Origin of the sequence: Nonomuraea turcica (assembly GCF_030718205.1) — a bacterium.
Classification (GTDB): domain Bacteria; phylum Actinomycetota; class Actinomycetes; order Streptosporangiales; family Streptosporangiaceae; genus Nonomuraea.
Window position 1 is genome coordinate 350,818 of sequence record NZ_JAUZQF010000004.1, and the last position, 25,298, is coordinate 376,115.

Annotated in this window: 19 protein-coding genes; 6 read left to right on the forward strand and 13 right to left on the reverse strand. The window is 70.1% G+C overall.

Annotation, left to right across the window (positions count from 1 at the left end; all coding sequences use genetic code 11):
- Positions 1–97 precede the first annotated feature (97 nt).
- Positions 98–1,711, forward strand: a complete 1,614-nt coding sequence (locus Q9G87_RS13600) for an AfsR/SARP family transcriptional regulator (protein ID WP_305916666.1) — start codon at positions 98–100, stop codon at positions 1,709–1,711.
- Here the strand turns inward: Q9G87_RS13600 and ilvC are convergent.
- From ilvC to Q9G87_RS13625, 5 genes are all read right to left on the reverse strand, one after another.
- Positions 1,708–2,691 (reverse strand): ketol-acid reductoisomerase, encoded by a 984-nt coding sequence (gene ilvC, locus Q9G87_RS13605; RefSeq protein WP_305916815.1) that lies wholly within the window; start codon positions 2,689–2,691, stop codon positions 1,708–1,710. The two genes, Q9G87_RS13600 and ilvC, sit on opposite strands and share 4 nt — an antisense overlap.
- A gap of 23 nt (positions 2,692–2,714) precedes the next feature.
- Positions 2,715–3,239 carry an acetolactate synthase small subunit gene (gene ilvN / locus Q9G87_RS13610; protein ID WP_127936086.1) on the reverse strand — a complete coding sequence of 175 codons (525 nt, stop codon included), beginning with the start codon at positions 3,237–3,239 and terminating at the stop codon, positions 2,715–2,717.
- The gene (locus Q9G87_RS13615) at positions 3,232–4,971 is read right to left on the reverse strand and encodes an acetolactate synthase large subunit (protein WP_305916667.1); all 1,740 of its coding nucleotides are present in this window, start codon (positions 4,969–4,971) and stop codon (positions 3,232–3,234) included. Before Q9G87_RS13615 ends, ilvN begins: the two co-directional genes overlap by 8 nt.
- Positions 4,972–5,176: 205 nt before the next feature.
- Positions 5,177–7,789 carry a putative bifunctional diguanylate cyclase/phosphodiesterase gene (locus Q9G87_RS13620; RefSeq protein WP_305916668.1) on the reverse strand — a complete coding sequence of 871 codons (2,613 nt, stop codon included), beginning with the start codon at positions 7,787–7,789 and terminating at the stop codon, positions 5,177–5,179.
- 236 nt (positions 7,790–8,025) lie between these two features.
- Positions 8,026–8,934 (reverse strand): 2-hydroxyacid dehydrogenase, encoded by a 909-nt coding sequence (locus Q9G87_RS13625; protein ID WP_305916669.1) that lies wholly within the window; start codon positions 8,932–8,934, stop codon positions 8,026–8,028.
- A gap of 38 nt (positions 8,935–8,972) precedes the next feature.
- On the opposite strand from Q9G87_RS13625, the gene Q9G87_RS13630 reads away from it, so the two are divergent.
- Positions 8,973–10,034 carry a PQQ-dependent sugar dehydrogenase gene (locus tag Q9G87_RS13630; protein ID WP_305916670.1) on the forward strand — a complete coding sequence of 354 codons (1,062 nt, stop codon included), beginning with the start codon at positions 8,973–8,975 and terminating at the stop codon, positions 10,032–10,034.
- Positions 10,035–10,077: 43 nt separating this feature from the next.
- Here Q9G87_RS13630 and Q9G87_RS13635 read toward each other — a convergent pair whose 3' ends face one another.
- The 3 genes from Q9G87_RS13635 to Q9G87_RS13645 form a co-directional block, all read right to left on the reverse strand.
- Positions 10,078–12,069, reverse strand: a complete 1,992-nt coding sequence (locus Q9G87_RS13635; protein WP_305916671.1) for a VanW family protein — start codon at positions 12,067–12,069, stop codon at positions 10,078–10,080.
- 93 nt (positions 12,070–12,162) lie between these two features.
- Positions 12,163–12,831 carry a response regulator gene (locus Q9G87_RS13640; RefSeq protein ID WP_305916672.1) on the reverse strand — a complete coding sequence of 223 codons (669 nt, stop codon included), beginning with the start codon at positions 12,829–12,831 and terminating at the stop codon, positions 12,163–12,165.
- Positions 12,828–14,408 carry an ATP-binding protein gene (locus Q9G87_RS13645; RefSeq protein WP_305916673.1) on the reverse strand — a complete coding sequence of 527 codons (1,581 nt, stop codon included), beginning with the start codon at positions 14,406–14,408 and terminating at the stop codon, positions 12,828–12,830. Before Q9G87_RS13645 ends, Q9G87_RS13640 begins: the two co-directional genes overlap by 4 nt.
- A 156-nt stretch (positions 14,409–14,564) precedes the next feature.
- On the opposite strand from Q9G87_RS13645, the gene Q9G87_RS13650 reads away from it, so the two are divergent.
- The 3 genes from Q9G87_RS13650 to Q9G87_RS13660 are packed head-to-tail and all read left to right on the forward strand — an operon-like array spanning position 14,565 to position 17,527.
- The gene (locus tag Q9G87_RS13650; RefSeq protein ID WP_305916674.1) at positions 14,565–15,533 is read left to right on the forward strand and encodes a Bug family tripartite tricarboxylate transporter substrate binding protein; all 969 of its coding nucleotides are present in this window, start codon (positions 14,565–14,567) and stop codon (positions 15,531–15,533) included.
- The gene (locus tag Q9G87_RS13655; protein ID WP_305916675.1) at positions 15,533–16,018 is read left to right on the forward strand and encodes a tripartite tricarboxylate transporter TctB family protein; all 486 of its coding nucleotides are present in this window, start codon (positions 15,533–15,535) and stop codon (positions 16,016–16,018) included. The genes Q9G87_RS13650 and Q9G87_RS13655 overlap by 1 nt, the downstream gene beginning before the upstream one ends.
- Positions 16,019–17,527: a tripartite tricarboxylate transporter permease gene (locus Q9G87_RS13660; protein WP_305916676.1), complete on the forward strand. Its 1,509-nt coding sequence runs from the start codon at positions 16,019–16,021 to the stop codon at positions 17,525–17,527.
- Here the strand turns inward: Q9G87_RS13660 and Q9G87_RS13665 are convergent.
- The 4 genes from Q9G87_RS13665 to gatC all read right to left on the reverse strand — a co-directional run bounded on the left by Q9G87_RS13665 (position 17,511) and on the right by gatC (position 22,292).
- Positions 17,511–18,854 carry an MFS transporter gene (locus Q9G87_RS13665; protein WP_305916677.1) on the reverse strand — a complete coding sequence of 448 codons (1,344 nt, stop codon included), beginning with the start codon at positions 18,852–18,854 and terminating at the stop codon, positions 17,511–17,513. The two genes, Q9G87_RS13660 and Q9G87_RS13665, sit on opposite strands and share 17 nt — an antisense overlap.
- Positions 18,855–19,015: 161 nt before the next feature.
- Entirely contained in the window at positions 19,016–20,503 is a 1,488-nt protein-coding gene (gene gatB, locus Q9G87_RS13670; protein WP_305916816.1) for an Asp-tRNA(Asn)/Glu-tRNA(Gln) amidotransferase subunit GatB, read from the reverse strand.
- Between the two features lie 2 nt (positions 20,504–20,505).
- The gene (gene gatA / locus Q9G87_RS13675; protein WP_305916678.1) at positions 20,506–21,996 is read right to left on the reverse strand and encodes an Asp-tRNA(Asn)/Glu-tRNA(Gln) amidotransferase subunit GatA; all 1,491 of its coding nucleotides are present in this window, start codon (positions 21,994–21,996) and stop codon (positions 20,506–20,508) included.
- Positions 21,993–22,292: an Asp-tRNA(Asn)/Glu-tRNA(Gln) amidotransferase subunit GatC gene (gene gatC, locus Q9G87_RS13680; protein ID WP_305916679.1), complete on the reverse strand. Its 300-nt coding sequence runs from the start codon at positions 22,290–22,292 to the stop codon at positions 21,993–21,995. Before gatC ends, gatA begins: the two co-directional genes overlap by 4 nt.
- A gap of 144 nt (positions 22,293–22,436) precedes the next feature.
- Between gatC and Q9G87_RS13685 the strand changes: the two genes are divergently transcribed.
- Positions 22,437–22,958, forward strand: a complete 522-nt coding sequence (locus tag Q9G87_RS13685) for a hypothetical protein (RefSeq protein ID WP_305916680.1) — start codon at positions 22,437–22,439, stop codon at positions 22,956–22,958.
- On the opposite strand, the gene Q9G87_RS13690 is transcribed toward Q9G87_RS13685, so the two are convergent.
- Positions 22,928–25,003, reverse strand: coding sequence for a putative bifunctional diguanylate cyclase/phosphodiesterase (locus Q9G87_RS13690; protein WP_305916681.1), 2,076 nt, complete (start codon positions 25,001–25,003; stop codon positions 22,928–22,930). The genes Q9G87_RS13685 and Q9G87_RS13690 overlap by 31 nt on opposite strands.
- Between the last annotated feature and the right edge of the window lie 295 nt (positions 25,004–25,298).

Sequence of the window (25,298 nt, forward strand, 5' to 3'; positions counted from 1 at the left end):
TGGTGCGCGGAAAGGCTCCGGAAGGATTCCGGAAAGGGCCCCTACCGCAAAGATCGACCGATCCGTATGATCGTCGTCAAGATCGGGGAGGTGACGGTTGCGCAACGTCGTCGTTGGGGTGCTCGGTCCAGTCGGGCTGGTCAGAGACGGCGCCCTCCATGCCCCACCCGCGCCGGTCCTGCGGGCGCTGCTCGGCCTGCTCGCCTCCGCCTCGACGCCCATCGCCGCTCAGGCGCTGATCGACGTCGTCTGGCGGCACGATCCGCCGCGCGACCCCAAGGGGGCTCTCTATCTCGCCGCCTGCCGCTTACGCGCCTGGCTTCGCGAGTCCGATACCGACCTCCAGATCGTCACCGACGCCAACGGCTACTACCTCGACCTCGGCGAGAGCGCCTCCGATCTCGGCCTGTTCCGCCGGGAGGCGGCCAGAAGCGATGCCACGTTCCAATCACTGTCCCAGGCCCTCGGACTCTGGCGTGGCCGCCCCTTCACCAACGTGCCCGCCAGGCGCGTCGACACCCGCCTCGTCAAGGTGCTCCTCACCGAGCGCGACGCCGTGATCCGGCGCTCCGCGCAGGTCGCGCTCGACGAGGGACGCCCCGCCCTGGCGATCAAGCTCATCCAGCCACTCTGCCACTCCGAGTCCCTGGACGAGGCGGCGCACGCCATATTGATGACGGGTCTGACCACGCTCGGCCAGCAGGGCTCGGCCATCCAGGTGTTCGACACCATCAGGAGGCGGCTGGCCACCGAACTCGGCATCGGCCCCGGAACCCAGCTCCAGCAGGCCCACACGGATTCCCTCGGCCGCAGACAGTCGCGCCCGCGCACCCGGCTGCTGGGCCGGGCGATCGAGTGCGAACAGATAGGCGCGCTGCTGGCCGAACATCGGCTGGTGACGGTCATCGGGCCACCGGGCGTCGGCAAGACCAGGCTGACGGCGGAGATCGCGCTCACTCACCCCGGTGGCCGGTACGTGCGGCTGAGCGATTTCGCCGGCGACGACGCGGCCAGGCGGATCGTGGCCAAGCACGCCGACGCCGGCGCCACGCTCCTCGCGATCGACGGCTGCGACGACCGGCTCGATCTGGTAGCGCAGCTGACACAACCGTTTCTCGCCGGCAACGACTCGACCGCGGTCCTCATTGCGGCCAATCGGCCGCTCGGGCTGTCCGGCGAGGCCACTTGGGTGACCCGGCCGCTGGACAAGGCGTCGTGCGAGAAACTGTTCCGGCTTCGCGCGACGCAGGCCGTGCCCGGACTGTCCTTCTCCTCCGACGACCAGTCGTACGTACGCAGCCTCTGTGGCCAAGCGGACGGCATCCCGGCCGTCGTGGAGTTCCTCGCCTCGTTGCTGCGCGCCCTCCCGCTCGCCACGCTGGCCGCGTCAGACCTGAGCTCGCTGATGGACGCGACGGCTCCGTTCGCGAAGAGCCTCGACGCGGCGTGGGACGAGCTGACGGAGCCCGAGCAGACCCTGCTGCTCCAGGCGGCTGCGCTGGGTCGGCAGTTCAGCCTCGAGAGCCTGACCGCTCAGCCACTCAACGCCCTGGCCGCCCTCGTCGATCGCGGGCTGGTGCTCTCGGAAGAGACGCCGGCCGGACGCCGGTACCGCCTTCTCGCGCCCATCCGGACCTTGATGCTGGCCACGTACGCCGATCGGGCGCCGGGTGGGCGCGCGAACGCCCACCCGGATCGCCCGGTGAACTAGGCCTTCAGCCAGCTCATCATCGGGCGCAGCTTGGCGCCCGTCTTCTCGATCGGGTCCTCGGCCAGCTCCTCGCGGTATTGCGAGAACTTCTTCTGGCCGCTGTCGAACTCCTCGACGAGCTCCCGCGCGAACGACCCGTCCTGGATCTCGCCCAGGATGCGGCGCATCTCCTGCCGGGCCTCGTCGCCGATCACGCGCGGGCCGCGGGTGTAGCCGCCGTACTCGGCCGTGTCGGAGACCGACCAGTACATCTTGGAGATGCCGCCCTCGTACATCAGGTCGACGATGAGCTTCATCTCGTGCAGGCACTCGAAGTAGGCGACCTCCGGCTGGTAGCCGGCCTCGATCAGCGTGTCGAAGCCCGCCTTGATGAGCTCGGACACGCCGCCGCAGAGCACGGCCTGCTCGCCGAACAGGTCGGTCTCCGTCTCCTCCTTGAACGTGGTGCGCAGCGCGCCGGCGCGGGTGCCGCCGATGCCCTTGGCGTACGACAGCGCCAGGTCCAGCGCCTTGCCGGAGGCGTCCTTCTCGACGGCCACGAGGCACGGCACGCCGCGCCCGGCCTCGAACTGGCGGCGGACGAGGTGCCCGGGGCCCTTCGGGGCGACCATGCACACGTCCACGCCCTCGGGCGCCTCGATGAGGCCGTAGCGGATGTTCAGGCCGTGGCCGAAGAACAGGGCGTCGCCCTCGACGAGGTTGGGGGCGACGTGCTCGGCGTACAGGTGGCGCTGGATGTGGTCCGGCGCGAGGATCATCGTGACGTTGGCCTCCTCGACGGCCTCCGCCGGCGTGACGACCCGCAGGCCGTCGTTCTCCGCCTTCTCGCGGCTCTTGGAGCCCTCGGGCAGGCCGACCCGCACGTCCACGCCGGAGTCGCGCAGCGAAAGCGCGTGGGCGTGGCCCTGGCTGCCGTACCCCAGCACGGCCACGTGGCGTCCCTGGATGATCGACAGGTCGGCCTGGTCGTCGTAGTAAATCTCGGTCACTTGCTCAAAACCTTTCAGGCGGTACGGTCCAGTGCCCTGAGGGACCGGTCAGTGATGGAACGGGCGCCGCGGCCGATGGCCACCATGCCCGATTGGACGAGTTCTTTGATCCCGAACGGCTCGAGGACCTTGATGAACGCGTCGAGCTTGTCGGGAGTGCCGGTGACCTCGATGGTCACGGCGTCGGCCGCCACGTCGACGCAGCGGGCGCGGAAGAGCTGGACGAGCTCCAGCACGTGCGAGCGGCTCTCGGCGTCGGCCTTGACCTTGATCAGCATCAGCTCGCGCTGCACCGACTGCGACGGGTCGAGCTCGACGATCTTGAGCACGTTCACCAGCTTGTTGAGCTGCTTGGTGACCTGCTCGAGCGGCAGGTCCTCGACGCTGACGACGATCGTCATGCGCGAGATGTCGTCGTGCTCGGTCGGCCCGACGGCCAGCGAGTCGATGTTGAAGCCTCGCCGGCTGAACAGCGCCGACACGCGCGCCAGCACGCCCGGCTTGTTCTCGACAAGCACCGACAGAGTGTGCCTACTCATCCTCGTTCTCCCACTTCGGCGCCATGTCGCGGGCGATCTTGATGTCGTCGTTGCTGGTGCCTGCCGCGACCATGGGCCAGACCATCGCGTCCTGGTGGACGACGAAGTCGACCACGACGGGCACGTCGTTGATCTCCATGGCCTTCTTGATGACGGCGTCCACGTCCTCGGGACGCTCGCACCGCAGACCCACACAACCATAGGCCTCGGCGAGCTTCACGAAGTCCGGGATCCGGCGCGTCGTCTGCAGGTCCGTATTGGAGTATCGCTGGTCGTAGAAGAGCGTCTGCCACTGGCGGACCATGCCGAGATTACCGTTGTTGATGACGGCGATCTTGACCGGGACGCCCTCCAGCGCGCAGGTGGCCAGCTCCTGGTTGGTCATCTGGAAACAGCCGTCGCCGTCGATGGCCCACACCGTGGCGTCCGGGCGGCCCATCTTGGCGCCCATCGCGGCCGGCACGGCGAAGCCCATGGTGCCGAGGCCGCCGGAGTTGATGAACGTGCCCGGGTTCTCGTAGTCGATGAACTGAGAGGCCCACATCTGGTGCTGGCCGACCCCGGCCACGTAGTAGGTGTCCGGTCCGGCGATCGCGCTCAGCCGCTGCATCACGTACTGAGGGGCCAGCGAGCCGTCCTCGAACTCCTCGTAGCCCAGCGGGTAGGTCTGCTTGTAGCCGTTGAGCAGCGTCCACCAGTCGGCGTAGTCGCCCTTCTGGCCGGACGCCTGGATCGCGGCGATGAGGTCGGTGATGACCTCCTTGCAGTCGCCCACGATCGGCACGTCGGCGTGGCGGTTCTTGGAGATCTCGGCCGGGTCGATGTCGGCGTGCACGACCTTCGCATGCGGCGCGAACGACGGCAGGTGGCCGGTCACCCGGTCGTCGAAGCGCACCCCCAGGCCGATGAGCAGGTCGGACTGCTGCAGCGCGCCGACGGCCGACACGCTGCCGTGCATGCCGGGCATGCCCATGTGCTGCGGGTGGCTGTCGGGGAACGTGCCGCGCGCCATCAGGGTGGTGATGACCGGGATGTTCGTCAGCTCGGCCAGCTGCAGCAGCTCGGCCGAGGCGCGGGCCTTGTGCACGCCGCCGCCGACGTACAGGACCGGCCGCCTGGACTCGGCGATCAGCTTGGCCGCCTCGCGGATCTGCTTGGAGTGCGGCCGCGTGACCGGGCGGTAGCCCGGCAGCTGCATCACCGGCGGCCAGGAGAAGGTGGTCTCGGCCTGCAACGCGTCCTTGGAAATGTCCACCAGCACCGGCCCGGGACGGCCGGTCGAGGCGATGTGGAACGCCTCCGCGATCGTGCGCGGGATGTCCGCGGGATCGGTGACCAGGAAGTTGTGCTTGGTGATCGGCATCGTGATGCCGGAGATGTCCGCTTCCTGGAAGGCGTCCGTGCCGATCGCGCCGCTGGCCACCTGCCCGGTGATCGCCACGATCGGCACCGAGTCCATGTAGGCGTCCGCGATCGGCGTCACCAGGTTGGTGGCGCCGGGACCGCTGGTCGCCATGCACACCCCGACCTTGCCGGTGGCCTGCGCATAACCCTCGGCCGCGTGGCCTGCGCCCTGCTCGTGCCGTACAAGCACGTGCCGGACCTTGGTCGAGTCGTAGAGAGGATCGTAGGCGGGCAGGATGGCGCCGCCAGGGATCCCGAACACGGTGTCGACTCCCACGTGCTCCAACGCCCTCACCAGGGCTTGTGCACCTGTCATGCGTTCGGTCATCGGCTCGTTCCTTGCGTGGCTACTCGCTTAGGACATAAAAAATGCCCCTTCCCACCGGGGGCGGTGGGTCTGGGGCGGCGCGCAGGTCGCGGTGCTTCGCTAACGGCCTGCGCGCCGGCGAAGTACTACGAGAATCTCACTGCGAAGCATGTCGTCCACGATAGCCGCTTCGAACGCCCTGATGCCAACTTCGTGGACACAAGTCTCAAACCGTGAGACTCGTCCGCATCAGAGAGTCGACCCCGCGCGCCGCCATGGGGCGGGCCACGAGGAAGCCCTGGCCGCTGGTGCAGCCCATTTTCCGCAGCAGCTCCAGCTGTTCTGGACGCTCGATTCCCTCAGCCACCACAGTCAGCCCGAGATCGTGGCCGAGCCGCACGATCGTCCGCGTGAGCAGCGTCAGCGTGTCGTCCCTGCCGAGCCCCGCCACGAACGACGGATCGATCTTGATCATGTCGACCGGCAGTTGCCTGAGGAACGCCAGCGAGGCGTAGCCGGTGCCGAAGTCGTCGATCGCCAGCCGCACCCCGAGCGCACGCAGCTCCGACAGCCGCCTGATCGTCTCCTCGGCGTCCTCGACGAGCATCTCCTCGATCACCTCGAGGGTGAGGGCGGAGGCCGGCAGGCCGCTCTCGGCCAGCGCCTCCTCGACCGTCTCGACGAAGCGGGGCGCGGTGATCTGACGGGCCGACAGGTTGAGCGACAACCCGATGTCCCACGACGAGGCCCGCCAGGCGGCGACCTCCCTGCACGCCTCGCGCAGGATCCACTCGCTCAGCGGCACGATCAGTCCGGTGTCCTCGGCCGGCCCCAGGAACTGCTCGGGCGGCACGAACACCGACCCGCGCCACCAGCGTACGAGCGCCTCGACCGCGGTCACCCGCGACGTGGCGAGGTCGACCACGGGCTGGTATTCGATCGCGAACTGCTGCTCGATCAACGCCCGCTGCAGATCGGCGGCCAGCTCCAGGCGGCGTACGACGTCCGCGTGCATGTGCGCGGCGAACACCTCCACCCGCCGCCCGCCCAGCTCTTTGGAGCGCGCCATGGCGACATCCGCGTTACGCAGGAGATCACCGGCCGGTGTGTCGTCCTCGGTGAACGCCACGCCCACGCTCGCGGTCAGCGCCACGTCCCGGTCGGCCACCCGGAACGGCTCCTGGGAAACCGCCCGGACGAGCCGCTCGGCCAGGTCCACCGCGACCTGCGCCTCGCCGCCGGTCTCCACCAGCACCGCGAACTCATCGCCGCCCCACCGGGCGAGCGTGTCGTCGACGCGCACGGCGCCACGCAACCGCCGGGCCGCCTGCCCGAGCAGGTAGTCGCCGCTGGCGTGCCCCACCGAGTCGTTGACCGAGGTGAACCCGTCGAGGTCGAGGAAGATCACCGCGACGTGCCCGGAGGCGCGCCCGGTCAGCACCTCGCGGGTGCGCTCCTCGAAGTAGGCGCGGTTGGGCAGGCCGGTGATGCCGTCGTGGAAGGTCAGGTGGGCGACCTGGTTGCGCAGGGCCTCCTCGTCGCTGACGTCCCTGGTGGTGACCAGCATGAGCTCGTCGCCGCCGACGTGGCGGGTGGCGACCGACTCGGTGGGACGCCAGGTGCCGTCGGCCGCGCGTACCCGGCAGGCGATCAGGCAGGAGCCAGGGGCGGCGTTGTCCTCGTCGAGGTGCATGGCACGCAGGGCGACCTGGATGCCGGGCACGTCCTCGGGGTGGATGTAGTCGAAGATCGACCCGCCGACCAGCTCGTCTGGGCGGTAGCCGTAGGTGACCTCGACGCCGGGGCCGATCTCGCGGAGGACGCCCTCGTAGTCGCACAGGAACACCACGTCGCCCGAGCTCTCGGCCAGCTCTCTGAGCTGGCGCTCGCCGAGCCTGACCAGCCCGCGCAGGCGCATGTTGGCCGCCGAGGCCACGAACAGGCGCGCCAGCAGGAGCAGCACCACGGAGGCCGCGACCACCACGACGCCGGTGACGGGCTGCTCGGCACGCGCCCCGGCCAAGTGGGCCAGCAGCGTGCAGGCCGCCACGGCGACCAGCGCCAGGGGGACCATCGCCACGACGTTCCTGGCGACGGGCACCCCCGCCTCTCTGACCCGCGGCGTCCACGGGACGGCGGCGAGCAGCAGGAGCGCCACGGGCGCCAGCATGACGGTCCAGGTCGGCGGCGTGCCGCCGTCCAGGCGCGCGACCCCGGCGGCCAGGGCCGCCGCGGTCATGGTGGCGAGCACCCCGGTGCCCGCCAGGCCGAGCAGCCAGGAAGGGGACCTGCTGGTCAGCACGGACGGGATCACGGCGCACGTCACCAGCAACGCCACCATCGGCGGCAGCATGACGAGCGTGAACGCCGGCGGATCGGCCGCCGCGTACACGTGGCGCAGCTGCACCACCCATCCGATGAGGAAGAGAGAAGCGGCGCACAGGTAGGCGTCGCTGATATGCCGCAGAACAGTCTTGGCCGGGAGCTTGCGATCGGCGGCCACCAGTGCGCCGCCCGCGGTGACCACAACGCCTACCAGCACGAACATGTCGGCGACCCCGGCGACCACGCTCTCGGAGAACGGACGCAGCGCCATGCCGGCGCCCCAGATGACGGCGCCGCCGCCCATCCAGCGCGCCCCCATCGCCGTCGGGCGGTGGCCGGCCGACCTCAGCGAGAGGGCCAGCAGGGAGGCGGCGGCGACCAGCACCGCGAGGCCTCCGGCGATCGCTCCGGCGATCAGGACCTGTTCGTCCTTGACGAACGCGGCAGCGAGCACCACCGCGCCTGCCGCAACCGCGGCGGTCAGCGGCGCACGTGGATCACGCCAGCGGATCACAGTCGTTGCCCATCCCGTCTCGAGCACTGCACCTGTGACCGCCGAAGTCCGGCGATCACTTTCGCCAGTGTGAGCGGTCACGGGCACGCGGGTAGTGACAACGGCGATGTCGTCACCGATCTGATAACCACACAGACCAATTGCCGCCAAAAGCTCCTTGACAGTCAGTCAGGAACTCCCCGCAAACGTAACGGTACGCACCGAAGGTCACGGACCAGCCACGTTCCGGGATCCTCTCAGTATGACTCCGTGATGACGTTGATCAACTGCTCGCCCGCGAGATAACGCGAGAGCTGGGCCTTGATCAGGCGGAGCATCCGGCGCCCCGACGCGGGGGTGCTGCCCGCGACGTGCGGGGTGATCAGCACGCCCGGCGCGCTCCACAGAGGGTGACCCTCGGGCAGCGGCTCGGGCGCGGTCACGTCCAGCGCGGCGCGCAGCCTGCCGTTCTTGAGTTCCAAGATCAGAGCGTCGGTGTCGACGACACCTCCTCTGGCGGCGTTCACGAGGACGGCGCCGTCCTTCATCCGGGCCAGGAACGTGGCGTCCACCATGCCGGCGGTGTCGGGCGTGGCGGGGACCAGCAGCACCACGACGTCCGCCTGGGGCAGCAGCCTGGGCAGTTCGGCCATGCCGTGCACGTCCTCCCGGGCGCTCCTGGCCACCCGTACGATCTCGACCTCGAAGCCCTCCAGGCGGCGTTCGAGCGCGGCGCCGATGGAGCCGTAGCCGACGATCAGGACGGTCGAGTCGGCCAGCACGCCGGTGTGGTGGTAGGTCCACTCGCCCCTGCGCTGCGCGTCCACGAACTCGGGAAACTCCCTGAGCACCGCGATCATCGCGCCGACCGCCCACTCCGCGGTCCCCGCGTCGTGCACGCCACGGGCGTTGCACAGCACCGCGCCCTCAGGCATGTGCGGCCGGTACGGCTCCACTCCCGCGGTGACGGTCTGCACCAGCCGCAGCGAGCTCATCCTGGCCAGCGTGCCGGGCACATCGGGCACCGTGACGAGCGGCGGGATCCAGACCTCCACCTCCTCGATCCCTTGCGGCATCGAGGACGTGCCGTCATAGACGGCACATTCGACTCCCGGCAGATCGGACAGAACTTCGGCCACCGCGTCGGAGGGAACCCAGGTCTTCATGCGCAGAACTTTATGTCTCGCCGGTAAGTATGGGGGATATGAGGAAGCTCTGGACGATCCTAGTCGTGGCCGCGCTCACCGCCTGCTCCGGCGGTGGCGGAACAGGCGGTGCGGTGCTCCCGACCGCCGCTTTGGGTGACGCCGCCGCCCCTGGCCAGCCGAAGGACGTGGTGACGGGCCTTTCCGTGCCGTGGGCGGTGGCGTTCCTGCCCAGCGGCGACGCTCTCGTGACCGAGCGGGACTCGGCCAGGCTGCTGCGGGTCAGCCAGGCCGGGCAGGTGACGGAGCTGGGGACGATCGAGGGGGTGCGGCCGGACGGCGAGGGCGGCCTGATGGGCGTGGCCGTCAAGGATCAGCAAATATTCCTTTACTTCACCGCGGCAACGGACAACCGGATCGTCCGCTACGCCTTCGACGGCAACCGCCTCGGGGAGCGGCAACTCCTCGTCGAGGGCATCCCCAAGGGCGGCATCCACAACGGCGGCCGGCTCGCGTTCGGCCCCGACGGCTACCTGTACGCCACCACAGGCGAGGTCGGCGATGGCGAGCTGGCGCAGCAGCGCGACTCGCTCGGCGGCAAGATCCTGCGCATGACCGTGGACGGCAAGCCCGCCCCCGGCAACCCGTTCGGCACGCTCGTCTACAGCTACGGTCACCGCAACGTCCAGGGGCTGGCGTGGGATGAGCAGGGGCGGCTGTACGCCTCCGAGTTCGGCGCCAACGCCTACGACGAGGTCAACCTGATCAAGCCGGGCGCCAATTATGGGTGGCCCGAGGTCGAGGGGCGTGGGGACGACCAGCGCTTCGTCAACCCCATCCTCACCTGGACCACCGACGAGGCGTCACCGTCCGGGATGGCGTACGCGAACGGCTCCCTCTGGGTCGGCGCGCTGCAAGGAGCCCGCCTGTGGCAGGTCCCGCTGGGCGAGGACGGCTCGGCCGGCAAACCGGTCGCCCACTTCACCGACCGGTACGGCCGCATCCGCGCCGTCACCACCGCCCCCGGCGGCGCCTTGTGGATTGGCACCAGCAACAAGGACGGCCGAGGCTCGCCCCAGGAGGGCGACGACCGCATCCTGTCGGTCACGGCGTCTTCGTAACGCCACCGCGGCGCCCGGCCCGCGCAGGGCCGGGCAGGCGGTGTTACTGGCCCGAGCCGGCGCAGGTGATCTGGGCCTGAGGCCGGTACTCCGTGGTCAGCTTCCTGTCCTTCTTGACCACCTTGCCGCCCTTGTAGAACACGCGGGCGACGTCGATGGTGAACCCCGGCTCACCCACCGTCGGCAGACAGTCGAGCTCGGAGCTGACCTCGCTCCGGAACGGCTTGACGTCCCGCCGCTCCGACGTGACCGGCTCGATCTTGTCGTACCGCTTGGTGCTCCACAGCGTGACCGTGATCGACGTGTCGGTGAAGGCGGTCTTGATCAGCACGCCGTGCTCGGAGTCGTTGCGCCACTTCAGGTCGGTGTCCGGGTAGAGCAGCGCGACATCCCGCCCAGCGGGATAACGCTGCGCGTAGTAGTCCATCGGCTGGTGCTCCACGTCGTCGAATCCACCGAAGAAGACCGCGTTGTACATGGTCGTGGCGAACTGCGACACGCCGCCGCCGACGACGTTCACCATGCGCCCGCCGACGATCTGCCCGGCTTCGACGTAGCCGTCCTCGACGGTCGGCTCCCCTATGACCTCGTTGATCGAGAACGTCTGCCCCGGCCTCACCAGATGCCCGTCGAGCTGCTGCGCCATGCGCTGGATGTTCTTCACCCGCGGCAGGCAGCAGTCGAACGTCGTGCTGAATGAGCCCACGATCTCCTCGATGCCGAGCCCGCGGACCTGCTGCGTGCTGACGGCCGGCTCGACCACCCCCAGCCGCACGGGGATCGTCCGCTCACCGCCGGCGTCGAACACCTTCTCCGCATCCCTGGCCAGCAGCTTGTCGTTCACGCCCCGCCCCGTGCGGGCGGGCACCAGGACCGGCTTGCCGTCCACGATCTGGTACGTCGCGTCGCGCGGCTGCTGAGCGGCGTCGACGAGCGTGCTCTCCACGTTCGCCAGCACCGCCTTGGCGTCGAACTCCGGCACCAGCGAGCCGTCGCCGTCGGGGTTGAACGTCAGGTTCGCCGCGATCACCGCAGGGGGAATCTGCACCTGCTTGTCGCCGAGGGTCAGCGTGATGGGCCCGGCGACAGCACTGCGCGCCTTGACCAGGGCCCTCTGGACGGCCTCGCTGGTCGTGTCCGGCTTGGCCGGCCGCAGCGTCAGCACTACCGTGCCGCCGCCGCGCAGGAAGGCGTCGCCGATCTGGCGTACCGCGTCGTCCCGGTCGAGCAACACGCCGTCGGCGGGCTCGCGTCCCTTCGGCTGCAGCCCGGTGAAGACCACGCGGCCTTCGACCGCGGGCTTGTCCACGCCCTCCGCCAGGCCCTCGACGGTCCTGGCGAGCTGGGAGGAGTCGATGCTGACCTTCGGCTGGAGCTCGGTGATGCCGGTCAGGCCCTGCCACACCTCCTGCGGGCTGGGGAACCCGCTCGGCGCCTGCCCGATCGTGCCGACCACGTCCAGCTCGAGCCCGGCCTCGTCGGCCTGGACGGTGTCCTTCTGGCCGCCGACGTCGACCACGACAGGCTTGCTGAGCTTGGTGCCCAGTTCGTTACGCAACTTGTCGGCGGCCTGGGTCACGGTCAGCCCGCCGATGTCGACCCCGGCCACCCGGGTGCCGCGCAACACCGACCCTGACATGAGCACAGCGGGCACCACGTACGCGAGCGCCGCGAGCACCACGACGAACAACGCCAGGCCCGGCAGGAGCCGGCGCCGCTTTGGCGGGTCGGGGTCGAAGGTGGCGGGCCGTTCGGCCACCCCGAAAGTGGGCGGGGCGGACGACTGCGCGTCCTTCATGGGCCACGGCTGCGCCGGCGGCGGCACCGGTGGCAGCGCGCCTCCCGGTGAACCGCCCGGCGCGCTCGGGCCTGGTGCCGGCCGGGGCTCCTGCCTGGCCGGCGGGCCGAAGATGTCCCGGGAGACCCCTGGGGGTAACCCTTCGATCCGCGGCTTCTTGGAGACTGCCGACGAGGGCAGTGGCACCGAGGCGAACGGGTCGGTCGGTGATTCGATCGGTCCGGCGCCGTTTCGCACGCCTCAATCTCCTCCCGCGTCCGCAGCCAAGTCTCAGGCAACAGTAAGGCACGCGGATCCGCATATGTCACGGGAAATGGCTACGGAAATGTGTCAACCTAGCCACCGGTAGCGATGTTCCGGACGTCCGGCCGTGCCGTACCGTGGCCGCAACTCCGCTTGGCCCGCCGCGCACAGGTGTTCGAGATAGCGGCGGGCGCTGACCCGCGACAAGCCCGTGAGCTCGGCCGCTTCGGCCGCCGACAGGTCGCGACCCACCTCTCGCAGGGTATCGGCGACCAGCGCGCAGGTGGCCGAGGACAACCCTTTCGGCATGGGCATGGGGGTGGCCGACGTGTGCCTGCCGAAGAGGCGGTCCACGTCGTCCTGGCGGGCCTCGGGGCCGATGGCGGTCAGGCGGTTGCGGGTGTCGGCGTACTGCTGGAGGCGTTCGGTCAGGGCGGCGGCGGTGAAGGGCTTGATCAGGTAGTTGAGCGCGCCGCCGCGCATGGCCTCCCTGACCGTGGGCACGTCGCGGGCGGCACTGATCATGATGACGTCCACGTCGTGGAGCGCCTTGAGCACCTCCAGGCCCGACATGTCGGGCAGGTAGATGTCGAGCAGCACGAGATCGGGGCTGAGCTCGGCCACCGCGTTGAGCGCGTCGGCACCGTTGTGCACCATGGAGACGACCCGGAAGCCGGGCACGCGGGACACGTAGCCGCTGTGGATGCGTGCGACCATGAAATCGTCGTCCACGACAAGCACGCGAATGTCGCTCATGTCCCCGCCTCCGCCGGGAGCAGGGCGGTGAAGACCGCTCCCCCGGAGTTGACTACCCGAACCCAGCCGCCTCTGCGCAAGCACGCCTGCCTGGTCAGCGCCAGGCCGAGGCCGCGCGGTCCCGAGTGGGCGGCCTTGGTGGTGAAGCCTTCCCTGAAGACCTCGTCCACCAGGTCGGGGGCGATGCCGGGCCCGGAGTCGCCGACCCGCACCCGCAGCCCGTCGGAGTCCGCCTGCACCGACACCTCGATCGTGCCCGCCGCGCCGTCGAGCGCGTCGATGGCATTGGCGACCAGGTTGCCGACCACCAGGACCGCGTCCTGCGGGTCACCGATGATGCCCTCGGGGACTGAGGAGTCCTCCGACAACACCAGCGTGGCGCCGCGCTCGGCCGCCTCGGCGGACTTGGCCAGCAGGAGGGCGGCCAGCGTGGGATCCTGGACGCGTTCGCGCAGGTCGGTCGCGTAGGCGCCGCGGGTGGTGCGGGTGATGAAGCCGATGGCGGACTCGTGCTCGCCCAGCTCGAGCAGGCCGACGACGGTGTGCATGCGGTTGGCGAACTCGTGCGCCTGGGCCCGCAGCGCCTCCGTCGCGCTGCTGGTGTCGTCGAGCTCGCGGGCCAGGCGGACCAGCTCGGTGCGGTCCCTGAGGGTGACCACCCAGCCACGGTGCTGCCCCCGTACGGAGACCGGGGTGCGGTTGAGCACCAGCACCCGCTCGCCGTGCAGCACGACGCGGTCCTCCCCCTGGTCGGCGCCGCCGAGCACGTCGCGCATGCGGTCGGAGACCGGCATCCGGCTCAGGTCCTCCCCTTCGACCACCGCGCCCAGCAGCTCGCGGGCCGCGTCGTTGACCAGCGTCACGCGGCCTGCGAGGTCGAGCGCGAGCACGCCTTCCTTGACGCCGTGCAGGACGCCCTCGCGCTGCTCCAGCAGCGCGGCGATCTCCTTGGGCTCCAGGCCGAAGGTCTGCCTGCGCACCCGCGCGGTGATCATTGCGGCCAGCGCGAGGCCGGCCAGCATGACCGCGAGCGCGGTCCAGATCAGCGGCGGCAGCGCGGCGCCGAGCTGGCCCATGACCGTTGTCTCCAGCACGCCCACGGAGACGAGGCCGATCACGTTGCCGTACTCGTCGCGGATCGGGTACTTGCCCCTGACCGTGGTGCCGATCGTGCCAGTCTGGGTGCCCACCCAGCCCTTTCCCGTCCTGAGCACCTCGGTGCCGTCGGTGGACAGCTTCTCGCCGATCAGGGCGGCGTTGGGGTGGGCGTAGCGCCTCTGCTCGGCGTTGGCGATCACGACGTAGTCCGCGCCGGTCTCCTGCTGGACGCTCATGGCCAGCGGCTGCAGCACCGCCGAGGGGTCCGGCCGTTTGAAGGCCTCGCGGACCTGCGGGAGCGCGGCCACCGACTGGGCGATCGCGAGGGCCCGCTGCTGGTGGAGCCCGGCGAGCTGGTTGCGGGTGTGCCCGGCCCACACGCCGGCCGTGCCCCCGACGGCGAGCAGCACGATCACCATCTGGAGCACGAAGAGCTGGGTCCCTAGGGACGCGTCGCGTACCCTTCTCACGAGGCACATGGAAACAAACGCAGGTCACAGCCAGGTCGCGACCAATACGACCACTATGACGGCAAGGTTCCAAAGCCTCGACGAGGGGCGGCATGGGGATTCACCATCCCAGTCTCATAACCAGTGTTTCCTAGCCGTGAAATTCCCCCCTCGTTGGAGTTAACAATGCGCCTGCGCATACTCGCCGCACTCGCGGCGCTCTCGATCGGCGCCCTGGCCGGCTGCGGCGGTCAGAGCGGCACCACCGCCTCCGGCACGCTCCGCATCATGGCGCCGGCCTCGCCCGGTGGCGGCTGGGACCAGACCTCCCGCACGGCCGAGCAGGCGCTCAAGAGCGCCGCTCCCGACCGCAAGGTGGAGGTGTTCAACGTGCCCGGCGCGGGCGGCACGATCGGCCTGGCGCAGCTCGCCGGCGAGAAGGGCAACGGCAACCTGCTGATGACCATGGGCCTGGTCATGGTGGGCGCCATCGAGCAGAACAAGTCGAAGGTCACGCTGGCCGAGACGACGCCCATCGCCAAGCTGACCGAGGAGTACGAGATCATCGTGGTCCCGGCCGAGTCCCCGTTCAAGACGGTGGCCGACCTGGTCGCCGCGTGGAAAGCCGACCCCAGCAAGGTGTCGATCTCCGGCGGGTCCGCGGGTGGCACCGACCACATCGTGGCGGGGCTGATGGCCAAGGCCGCGGGCGTGGACCCCAAGCAAGTCAACTACATCGCCAACTCGGGCGGCGGCGAGGCGCTCAACCAGCTGCTCGGCAACAAGGTCAGCGCGGGCATCTCGGGCGTCGGCGAGTTCGCCGAGCACGTGAAGTCCGGCAAGCTGCGCGCGCTCGGCGTGACCTCGGGCGAGCGGATCGAGGGCCTGGACGCGCCCACGCTGAAGGAGGGCGGCCTCGATGTGGAGCTGGCCAACTGGCGCGGCTTCGTGGCCCCCGGCGGGCTCTCCGACGCCGACAAGAAGACCCTGACCGACCTGGTCACCAAGATGCACGACTCGCAGGCGTGGAAGGACGCGGTGGCCAAGAACGGCTGGATCGACTCCTTCCAGACCGGTCAGCAGTTCGCCGACTACCTGAACTCCGAGCAGACCCGGGTCAAGGCCATCATCGCCGAGATGGGGCTCGTCTCCTGATGGCTCGCTGGCGGCGGCCCGAGCTCGGGCTGGCGGTCGTGGTGCTCGGGCTGGGAGTGTTCGTGATCGCCGGGACGCTGGACGTCTCGGCGGCGGCCTCCCAGCTCGGCATCGGGCCGCGTTTCTTCCCGATGCTGGTCGGCGGGGCCATGGTGCTCGTCGGCCTGTTCTACGTGATCGACGTGCTGCGGGGCGGGCACGGCGACCCCGAGGAGAGCGAGGACGTGGACGTGGACGCGCCGGCGGACTGGCGCAGCGTGGGGCTGGTCAGCGGGATCTTCCTGGCGTTCGCGGCGTTGCTGAACGTGCTCGGCTGGATCATCGGCGCGAGCCTGCTGTTCTTCGGGCTGTCGCTGGCGCTCGGCGCCGAGCACAAGGTGCGCGCGGCGGTGGTCGCGGTCGTCATGGGGATCGCCACTTACCTGCTGTTCGTCAAGGGCCTCGGCGTCACGCTGCCGGGCGGCCCGCTGCAGGGGGTGATCTAGGTGGAGTCGCTGCAGCTCCTGCTCGACGGATTCGCCGCCGCGCTCACCCCGGTCAACCTCATGTACGCGCTGATCGGCGTCACGCTCGGCACCCTGGTCGGAGTGCTGCCCGGCATCGGGCCCGCGATGACGGTGGCGCTGCTGCTGCCGATCACGTTCACGGTGCCGGCGGCCAGCGCGTTCATCATGTTCGCCGGCATCTACTACGGCGGCATGTACGGCGGCTCGACCACGTCCATCCTCCTCAACACGCCCGGCGAGTCCTCGTCGATGATCACGGCGTTGGAGGGCAACAAGATGGCCAGGCGCGGGCGGGCCGCCCAGGCGCTGGCCACGGCGGCCATCGGCTCGTTCGTGGCGGGCACCATCGCGACCGCGTTGCTGGTGGTGGCGGCGCCGGCCGTGGTGGCGTTCGCGATCTCGTTCGGCCCTGAGGACTACTTCGCGCTGGCGATCCTGGCGTTCACCGCCGTGTCGTCGGTGTTGTCCCGCTCGATCGTGCGCGGCCTGGCCTCCCTGGGGCTCGGCCTGACGATCGGATTGGTCGGCATCGACCAGCAGACCGGGCAGGCGCGGCTCACGCTGGGCATCCCGCAACTGCTGGACGGCATCGACGTGGTGATCGTCGCGGTCGGCCTGTTCGCCCTCGGCGAGGCCCTGTACGTGGCCTCGCGGCTGCGCCACGCGACGCCCGATGTGGTGCCCGTCGGCCGGGCGTGGATGGGCCGGGCAGACTGGCGGCGCTCCTGGCGGCCCTGGCTGCGCGGCACGGCGCTGGGCTTCCCGTTCGGCGCGCTGCCCGGCGGCGGGGCCGAGATCCCCACGTTCCTGTCGTACGCGGCCGAGAAGCGCCTGGCCAAGGGCGTGGCCAAGGAGGAATACGGCAAGGGCGCCATCGAAGGCGTCGCGGGCCCGGAGGCGGCCAACAACGCCTCCGCGGCCGGCACCCTGGTCCCGCTGCTCACCCTGGGCCTGCCGACGTCGGCGACTGCGGCGATCATGCTGGCCGCCTTCCAGCAGTACGGCCTGCAGCCCGGGCCCCAGCTGTTCGACCACAACCCCGCGCTGGTGTGGAGCATGATCGCGTCGCTCTTCATCGGCAACGCGATGCTGCTGGTGCTGAACCTGCCGCTGGCGCCGGCGTGGGCGAAGGTGCTGCGGATCCCGCGTCCGTACCTGTATGCCGGGATCGTGCTCTTCGCCGCCCTCGGCGTCTACGCGCTGAACGGCACCGTGGTGGACCTGTTCGTGCTGTTCCTGCTCGGCCTGCTCGGGTACGCCATGCGCCGCTTCGGACTCCCGGTCGCCCCCGCCGTGATCGGCATGATCCTGGGCCCGATGGCGGAGATCCAGCTGCGCCGGGCCCTGGCGATCGGCGCGGGCGACGTGACCGTCCTGGTCCGCAGCCCGGTGGCGGCGGTGCTTCTGGGACTTTCGCTCTTGGCTCTGCTCACGCCGCTGTTCAGGAAGCTCTTCGCCCGGAAGACCGACGTCACGCCGGTCGGCTGAGCGACTCCTGGGACGGTTCCGCCACCGTGGCGGAACCGTCCTTGATCGAGCGCCCGGCGATGGCCAGCCCGGCCAGCGCCATGACCAGCGTGGCCGCGAACACCGTCCAGTAACCCGACTCGGTGGGCGTGAACAGCGCGGCCGTGACGGCCACCGCGACCACCGAGAACACCGATTCGCCCACCTGCAGCGCCGAGCTGTTCTTGCCCTGCTCGCCGGGCGCCGACAACTCCAGCGTGAGCACCGACAGCGTCGGGTACACCAGCCCGATCCCGAACCCGGTGATGATCCACGACGGGTACGCCAGCGCCACCGGCACCGTGGTGAACGCCACCGTGCCCATGATCAGGATGCCCAGCGCCATCATGGCCGAGCCGAGCCGCAGGTTCGTCTTCTTGCTGAAGAACTCCCGCCCCTGCACCCAGGAGGCGAACGACCAGGTCAGCGAACCGCCCATGAGCGCGAGCCCGGACGCCCACGTGGGCAGGCCGCGGTGGTCGATCAGCATGAGCGACACCATCACCTCGGCCGCGAAGAACGCCCCGGCCGACAGGCCGCGCAGGCCCACGACGGCAGGCAGCCCGCGGGCGGCGCGGAGCGTGCCGCGGGGAAGCAACCTCGGGAGCGCGACAGCCAGGACCACCATGCCGGCGATCAGCAGGGGGAAGCGGCCCCCGCTGCTGCCGTACTGCATGAGGCCGGCGCCGACGGCGGTCACGGCCGCCCAGGCGATCTTGCCCATCAATCCGGGGGCGGGCTCGCCCTGCCCGCCGCTGACCGGCTGCCCAGCCAGGCCACGCACCAGCACCAGGCCGGAGAGCACGGTCAGGATCGGGACCAGCAGGAACACCCAGCGCCATCCCAGCGTGTCGGTCACCACTCCCACGATCGCCGGCCCCACCATAGAGGGCACCACCCACGCGGTCGCGAACAACGAGAAGATCCTGGGGTGCAGGCTCTCGGGGTAGACCCTGGCCACCACGACGTACAACGCCACGCTGACCAGCGCCCCGCCGAAGCCCTGCAGGAACCGGCCCGCGATCAGCACCTCCATGCTGGGCGCCAGTCCCGCGACGGTCAGCCCCGCGGCGAACCCCACCGCCCCTGTCCACAGCGGCGCCTGAGGGCCGTGGACGTCCGCCCATCGGCCGCCGAGCACCGTGCCGACCACGCTCGCGGCCATCGCGCCGCTGAACGCCAGCCCGTACAGCTCCAGCCCGCCGAGCTCCTTGGCCACGACCGGCATGGCGATCGCGACCGCCATGTACTCGAAGGCCACCAGCGACACCATCGCCACCAGGCCCGCCGTCAACGCTTTCCTCGTCATGCCGACGAACCTACGATGACCTGCGGCACCGCACCTCCAGCGGGGGCCCTAGTCCACCCGGGCCATTGGGCCTAGGACCGGCGCCCTTCCATTCCACGGCTGCCGCCATCACGCCGAAGAGCCCCGCCACCGAAGCGGCAGGGCCCTCACGAGACGGCGGTCTACTCCGAGACCCCGAGCTTCTCCAGGATCAGCTGCCGGGCCCGGGCCGCGTCTGCCTTGCCCCTGCTGGCCCGCATGACGCCACCCACCAGCGCACCGGCCGCCGCGATCTTCCCGGACCGCACCTTCTCGGCCGCGTCGGCGTTGTCCGCCAGCACCTGGTCGATGATCGCCAGCAGCTCGCCCTCGTCGCTGACGATCTGCAGCCCGCGCTTCTCGACCACCTCATCGGGCGTGCCCTCACCGGCCAGCACGCCTTCGAGCACCTCGCGCGCCAGCTTGTCGTTGAGCGCCCCCGAGGCCACCAGCTCGGTCACCCGGGCGATCTGGGCCGGCGTGATGGGCAGGTCCGCCAGCGGGACGGCGCTCTCGTTGGCGCGCCGCGCCAGCTCGCCCATCCACCACTTGCGCGCGTCCGCCGCCGGCGCACCCGCCGCGACCGTGGCCTCGACCAGGTCGAACGCGTCGGCGTTGTGCATGGCCTGCATGTCGAGGTCGGACAGCCCCCACTCGGCCTGCAGCCGCTTGCGCCGGACCGAGGGCAGCTCGGGCAGGGCCGCCTTCAGCTCGGAGACCCACGCCGCATCCGGCGCGATCGGCACCAGGTCGGGCTCGGGGAAGTAGCGGTAGTCCTGCGCTTCCTCCTTGGACCGGCCGGACGTGGTCGTGCCGGTGTCCTCGTGGAAGTGCCGGGTCTCCTGGATGATCTTCCCGCCGTGGGCGAGGACGCCCGCCTGCCGCTCGATCTCGCTCCGCACGGCGCGCTCGACGCTGCGCAGCGAGTTGACGTTTTTGGTCTCCGTGCGGGTGCCCCACTCGGAGGAGCCGCGCGGCATGAGCGAGACGTTGACGTCGCAGCGCAGCGAGCCCTCCTCCATGCGCACGTCGGACACGCCGAGCGAGCGCATGATCTCGCGCAGCTCGGTGACGTATGCCTTGGCCACCTCGGGCGCGAACCGGTCGGTGCCCGGGATGGGCTTGGTGACGATCTCCACCAGCGGGATGCCGGCCCGGTTGTAGTCGACGATCGAGTAGTCGGCCCCGTGGATGCGCCCGGTCGCGCCGCCCACGTGCGTGGACTTGCCGGTGTCCTCCTCCAGGTGCACCCGCTCGATCTCGATCCGCACGGTCTCGCCGCCCACCTCGACGTCGACGTAGCCGTCGAAGCAGAGCGGCTCGTCGTACTGCGAGATCTGGTAGTTCTTCGGCATGTCCGGATAGAAGTAGTTCTTCCGGGCGAAGCGGCACCACTCGGCGATCGAGCAGTTCAGCGCGAGGCCGATGCGGATCGTCGACTCGATGGCCATTTCGTTGGCCACCGGCAGCGCGCCGGGCAACGCCAGACAGGTCGGGCAGACCTGGGTGTTGGGCGGGGCACCGAAGGTGGTCTTGCAACCGCAGAACATCTTCGACTTGGTGCCCAGCTCGACGTGGGTCTCCAGGCCGAGCACCGGCTCGAACCGGTCGAGCGCTTCGTCATAGACCATGGTCATAGCGACGGGGCCTCCTTCAGCAGCGGGCCGCCCCAGCGGCTCTCCAGGGCCTTCTCCACGGCGGCGCCGACGCGGTAGCAGCGGTCGTCGGCCAGGACCGGCGCCATGATCTGCAGGCCGACGGGCAGGCCGTCCTCGTCGGCCAGGCCGCATGGCACCGACATGGCGGCGTTGCCGGCCAGGTTGGACGGGATGGTGCACAGGTCGGCGAGATACATCGCCATCGGGTCGTCGGTGCGCTCGCCGATCGGGAACGCCGTCGTCGGCGTGGTCGGCGACACGAGCACGTCGACCTGCTGGTAGGCGGCCTCGAAGTCGCGGGCGATGAGCGTGCGGACCTTCTGCGCCTGGCCGTAGTAGGCGTCGTAGTAGCCGCTCGACAGCGCGTAGGTGCCGAGCATGATGCGCCGCTTGACCTCGGGGCCGAAGCCGGCGGCGCGGGTCAGCGCCATGACCTCCTCGGCGCTGCGGGTGCCGTCGTCGCCGACGCGCAGGCCGTAGCGCATGGCGTCGAAGCGGGCCAGGTTGGACGAGCACTCCGACGGCGCGATCAGGTAGTAGGCCGGCAGGGCGGTCGTGAACGACGGGCAGGAGACCTCGACGACCGTGGCGCCGAGCGACTCCAGCAGCTTGACGACCTCGTGGTAGCGGGCCAGCACGCCGGCCTGGTAGCCCTCGCCGGAGAACTCCTTGACGACGCCGATCCGCATGCCGGCGATGTCGGGGTTCTTCGCGGCCTCGACCACGCTGGGGACCGGGGCGTCGATCGAGGTGGAGTCCATCGGGTCGTGCCCGGAGAACGCCTCGTGCAGCAGCGCCGCGTCGAGCACGTTGCGGGCGAACGGGCCGGGCGTGTCGAGCGAGCTCGCGAACGCGATGATCCCGTAACGGGAGGAGCCGCCATATGTCGGCTTCATGCCCACGATGCCGGTCACGGCCGCGGGCTGCCGGATCGAGCCGCCCGTGTCGGTGCCGGTGGACAGCGGCGCCTCGTACGCGGCCACGGCGGCGCTCGAACCGCCGGACGAGCCGCCCGGCACCTTCGTCAGGTCCCACGGGTTGTGCGTCGGGTGGTAGGCGGAGTTTTCCGTCGAGGACCCCATGGCGAACTCGTCGAGGTTCGTCTTGCCCAGGAAGACCAGCCCGGCCTCGCGCAGCCGCTTGGTGACGGTCGCGTCGTAAGGTGGCCGCCAGCCCTCGAGGATCTTGGACGCGGCCGTCGTGGGCATGTCGTGCGTGGAGAAGATGTCCTTGTGCGCGATCGGCACCCCTGCCAGCGGGCCGAGCTTCTCGCCCGCCTTGAGCCTGGCGTCGACGGCCCGCGCCTGCTCCAGCGTGACCTCGCGATCGATGTGCAGGAACGCCCTGATCTTGGGCTCCACCTCGGCCATGCGGTCCAGGTGAGCCTCGGCCACCTCGGCGGCCGCAACCTCGCCTGCGGCGATCATCGCCCCCAGCTCGGCGGCGGTCTTACGTATGAGACTCATGCCTCCTCCCCGAGGATGCGCGGCACCTGGAAGCGGTCGCCCTCGACGGCGGGCGCGCCGGCGAGCGCCTGCTCGGGGGTCAGCGACTGTCGCACCTCGTCGGCACGGAAGACATTGGTCAGCGGAAGCGCGTGCGACGACGGCGGCACGTCCTCGGCGGCGACCTCGGAGACCTTCGCGACCGCCTCGATGATGGCATCGAGCTGGGTGGCGTAGTGTTCGAGCTCGTCGTCGGTGAGCGCCAGCCTGGACAACCGGGCCAGGTGTGCGACCTCGTCGCGGGTTATGGCGGACATGAGTCGTTTAACCCGTTTCGTGGATGGAGTCTTTGGACACTGCCATCCTAGGGGGCTTGACGCAGCGCCCCTGAACCATTAACCGGCCCGCAACACGCCGAACGATCCCGGTCGCCCGCTCGTTGCCCCTCCAGGAGGCGGGCCATGGAGCGTAACGGGTGCGGCGCGGGATGCCTGATTGTCCTGGTGGCCCTGACCACGCCGCTGGTCCTGCTGGCCGGTGTGCTGCTGACCGTCGTCACCGTGGACGCCGCCCAGCTGGAGTTCCGAGCCGCGCGGCAGCAGGGCACGATGGGGCACTTCACCGCGCGGGAGCTGGACTGCTCGGGCCGCGGCCCGTGCAACTGGAACGGCGTCTACGTGTCAGGCGACGGCTCGCTGACCAAGCCGGACGCCTGGATCTTCGGATACGGGTCGGATGAGCTTGCCGCGGGCGACCGGGTGGCGGCGCTCGATGCCGGGCACGACGTCAAGGTCTTCCGTCCGGGTCACTACGACCTGCCCGGCGTGCTGCTGCTGGCGGGCTTCTCGCTGGCGACCCTGCTCCTGCCGGTGTACCTGTTCCGGCGCGCGCTCTGGAAGAGCCCGCCCAAGTGGACGCCGGAGCGGCCGACGTGGAAAGGCCATCGACTTAGTCAGGCGGAGCGGCTGACCTCGGGCCGGTAACCGAACTTGACCTGGGCGGCCGCGGCCTCGGAGCGCTCGCGGATCCAGACCGTGGCATCGGCGGCGGGCATGGGCTTGCAGAAAAGCCAGCCCTGCCCCACGTCGCAGCCCATCTCGGCCAGCCGCATGGCGACCTCGTCCGACTCGACGCCCTCGGCCACCGAACGCAGCCCGAGCGAGCGCACCAGGTCCACGATCGAGCGCACGATCCGCTCGTCGTCCTCGGAACCGGCCATCCTGCGCACGAACGAGGCGTCGATCTTCACCTCGGACACCGCCAGCCGCTGCAGCCTGATCAGCGAGGAGTAACCGGTGCCGAAGTCGTCCAGGGCCAGCGGCACGCCCAGCGTGGCCAGCGCCTTGATGGTCTCCTGCGTATAGGCCTGGTCGCCGGTCAGGATGCGCTCGGTCACCTCCAGCTGGATGGCCGACGGCGGCAGCCCGTACTTGGCCAGACCCACCTCCAGCTGCTCGGGCAGGGCCGAGTCGAGCAGGTCGCGGGCGGAGATGTTGACGGAGATCTGCACCCTGAGCCCGGTGTGCCACCAGCAGGCGGCCTGCTCGAGAGCCTCTTCGATCACGTATGCCGTCAGCTGCCGCATCAGGTAGGACTGCTCGGCCAAAGGAACGTATTCGGAGGGCGCGATCGCCCCGTGCACCGGGTGCCGCCAGCGCAGCAGGGCCTCCACCCCGTGGACGGCGCCGCTGCCGAGGCTCACCTTGGGCTGGTAGTGCAGCCGGAGCTCCCGGTTGTCGATGGCGCGGCGGAGATCACCGAGTAAGGTGAGCCGCTCGGGCGAGTTGCGGTCCTTGTCCGGCTGATAGAGCTCGACGCCGGTGCGTCCCTCCTTGGCCAGGTACATCGCCACGTCGGCCCGCTGCAGCAGCAGCTCGAAATCGGGCGCGTGATCGGGATAGAGCGCGATCCCGACCGAGGCGTCCACGTCGAAGGTCATGCCTTCCAGCCGCACCGGCTCGGTCAGCGCCGCGCGCAACCTGGCCGCCACCTCCCTGGCCGCGTGGGCGTCCCTGATCGAGGGCAGCAGCACGGCGAACTCGTCGCCGCCCAGCCGGGCCACGACGTCCTTGGGGCGTACGGAATGGGTGAGCCGGTGCGCGACCATCTGCAGCAGCCGGTCGCCCACCGGATGGCCCATCGTGTCGTTGACCTCCTTGAACCGGTCGAGGTCGAGCAGGAACAGGCCGACCCGCTCGTCCTGACGGGCCTCGGCGAGCGCCTCCTCAGTGCTCACGATGAGCATCTTGCGATTGGGCAGGCCGGTCAGCTCGTCGTGCAGGGCCTGGTGGTCGCGGCGCATGGACAGCGTGGCGGTGAAGTAGACGGCGGCCAGGGGGGCGACGAAGAGCGGCACGAGGCCGGGCGAATGGTTCATGACCACGACGACCAGGGGCGCCAGGCCGAGCAGCGCGGCGTAGACGAGGCTCTGCGGCCCCACGGTGACCTTCAGCACCCGCACGATCGAGCGCCGTTCGTGCAGCGCGACCGCCCCGCTGACCAGCGTCGCCCTGGAGGCGAAATAGGCCACCCCGGCCAGCGCGATCGCCGGCAGGTGGCCGCCGCTCGGCTCCCACGGCGCGGCCGGGCTCGGTGCGATCCCGAACGCCCCCAGCACCACGGCCGCCGCGGTGAGCGCCAACGTCGACTGAGCGATGTTGAACATGACCCGATGCCACGACTTGCGGGTCACCACCCCGTTGATGGCGACGGCGACAGCCTGCATCAACACCGCGACCGGCAGCCCGAAGTGCAGCAGCACGGCGAAGGTGAACATGGTGGACGGGTAAGTGCCGCCCACCAGGCTGGCGGATGACACCATCACGGGCCTGAGCTCGCCCAGGATCACGAGCACCGCCAGCACCCAGAACAGTGCCGTGCGGGCCAGCTCCACGAGCGCCACCCAGTCCAGCCTGAGCATCGCCACGACGAGGGCGGTGAAGCCGATCATGGTGACGCCGGCGAGGAACGCCCACAGCGGCGTGCCGACGCGTGGTCCGGTGTCGCGGGTGTCGGTTGGGTCAGTCATCGGTAACAGAACCCCCATTAGGTCACTATGGGAGGGTACGACCTTCACCCCACTTCGCGAAACCAAGCGCGTACGGTCCGTAGTTCTCCTTTCCGACATATACCCAAAAACCACCGTGCGTAGCAAACGTGCAGCCATCCGTATGTGCGCGCGGGGCACGGTCCTGCCCTCCCACCGCACCGGGAGACCGCCGACCCGCGACCCCTCCGCACAATGCACGCACATCACCGCCCCATGCGCGTAAGCTCCCAACCCCCGCACATCGGCCGGTCGCATGCAGCCGTCGCCCCGCCCC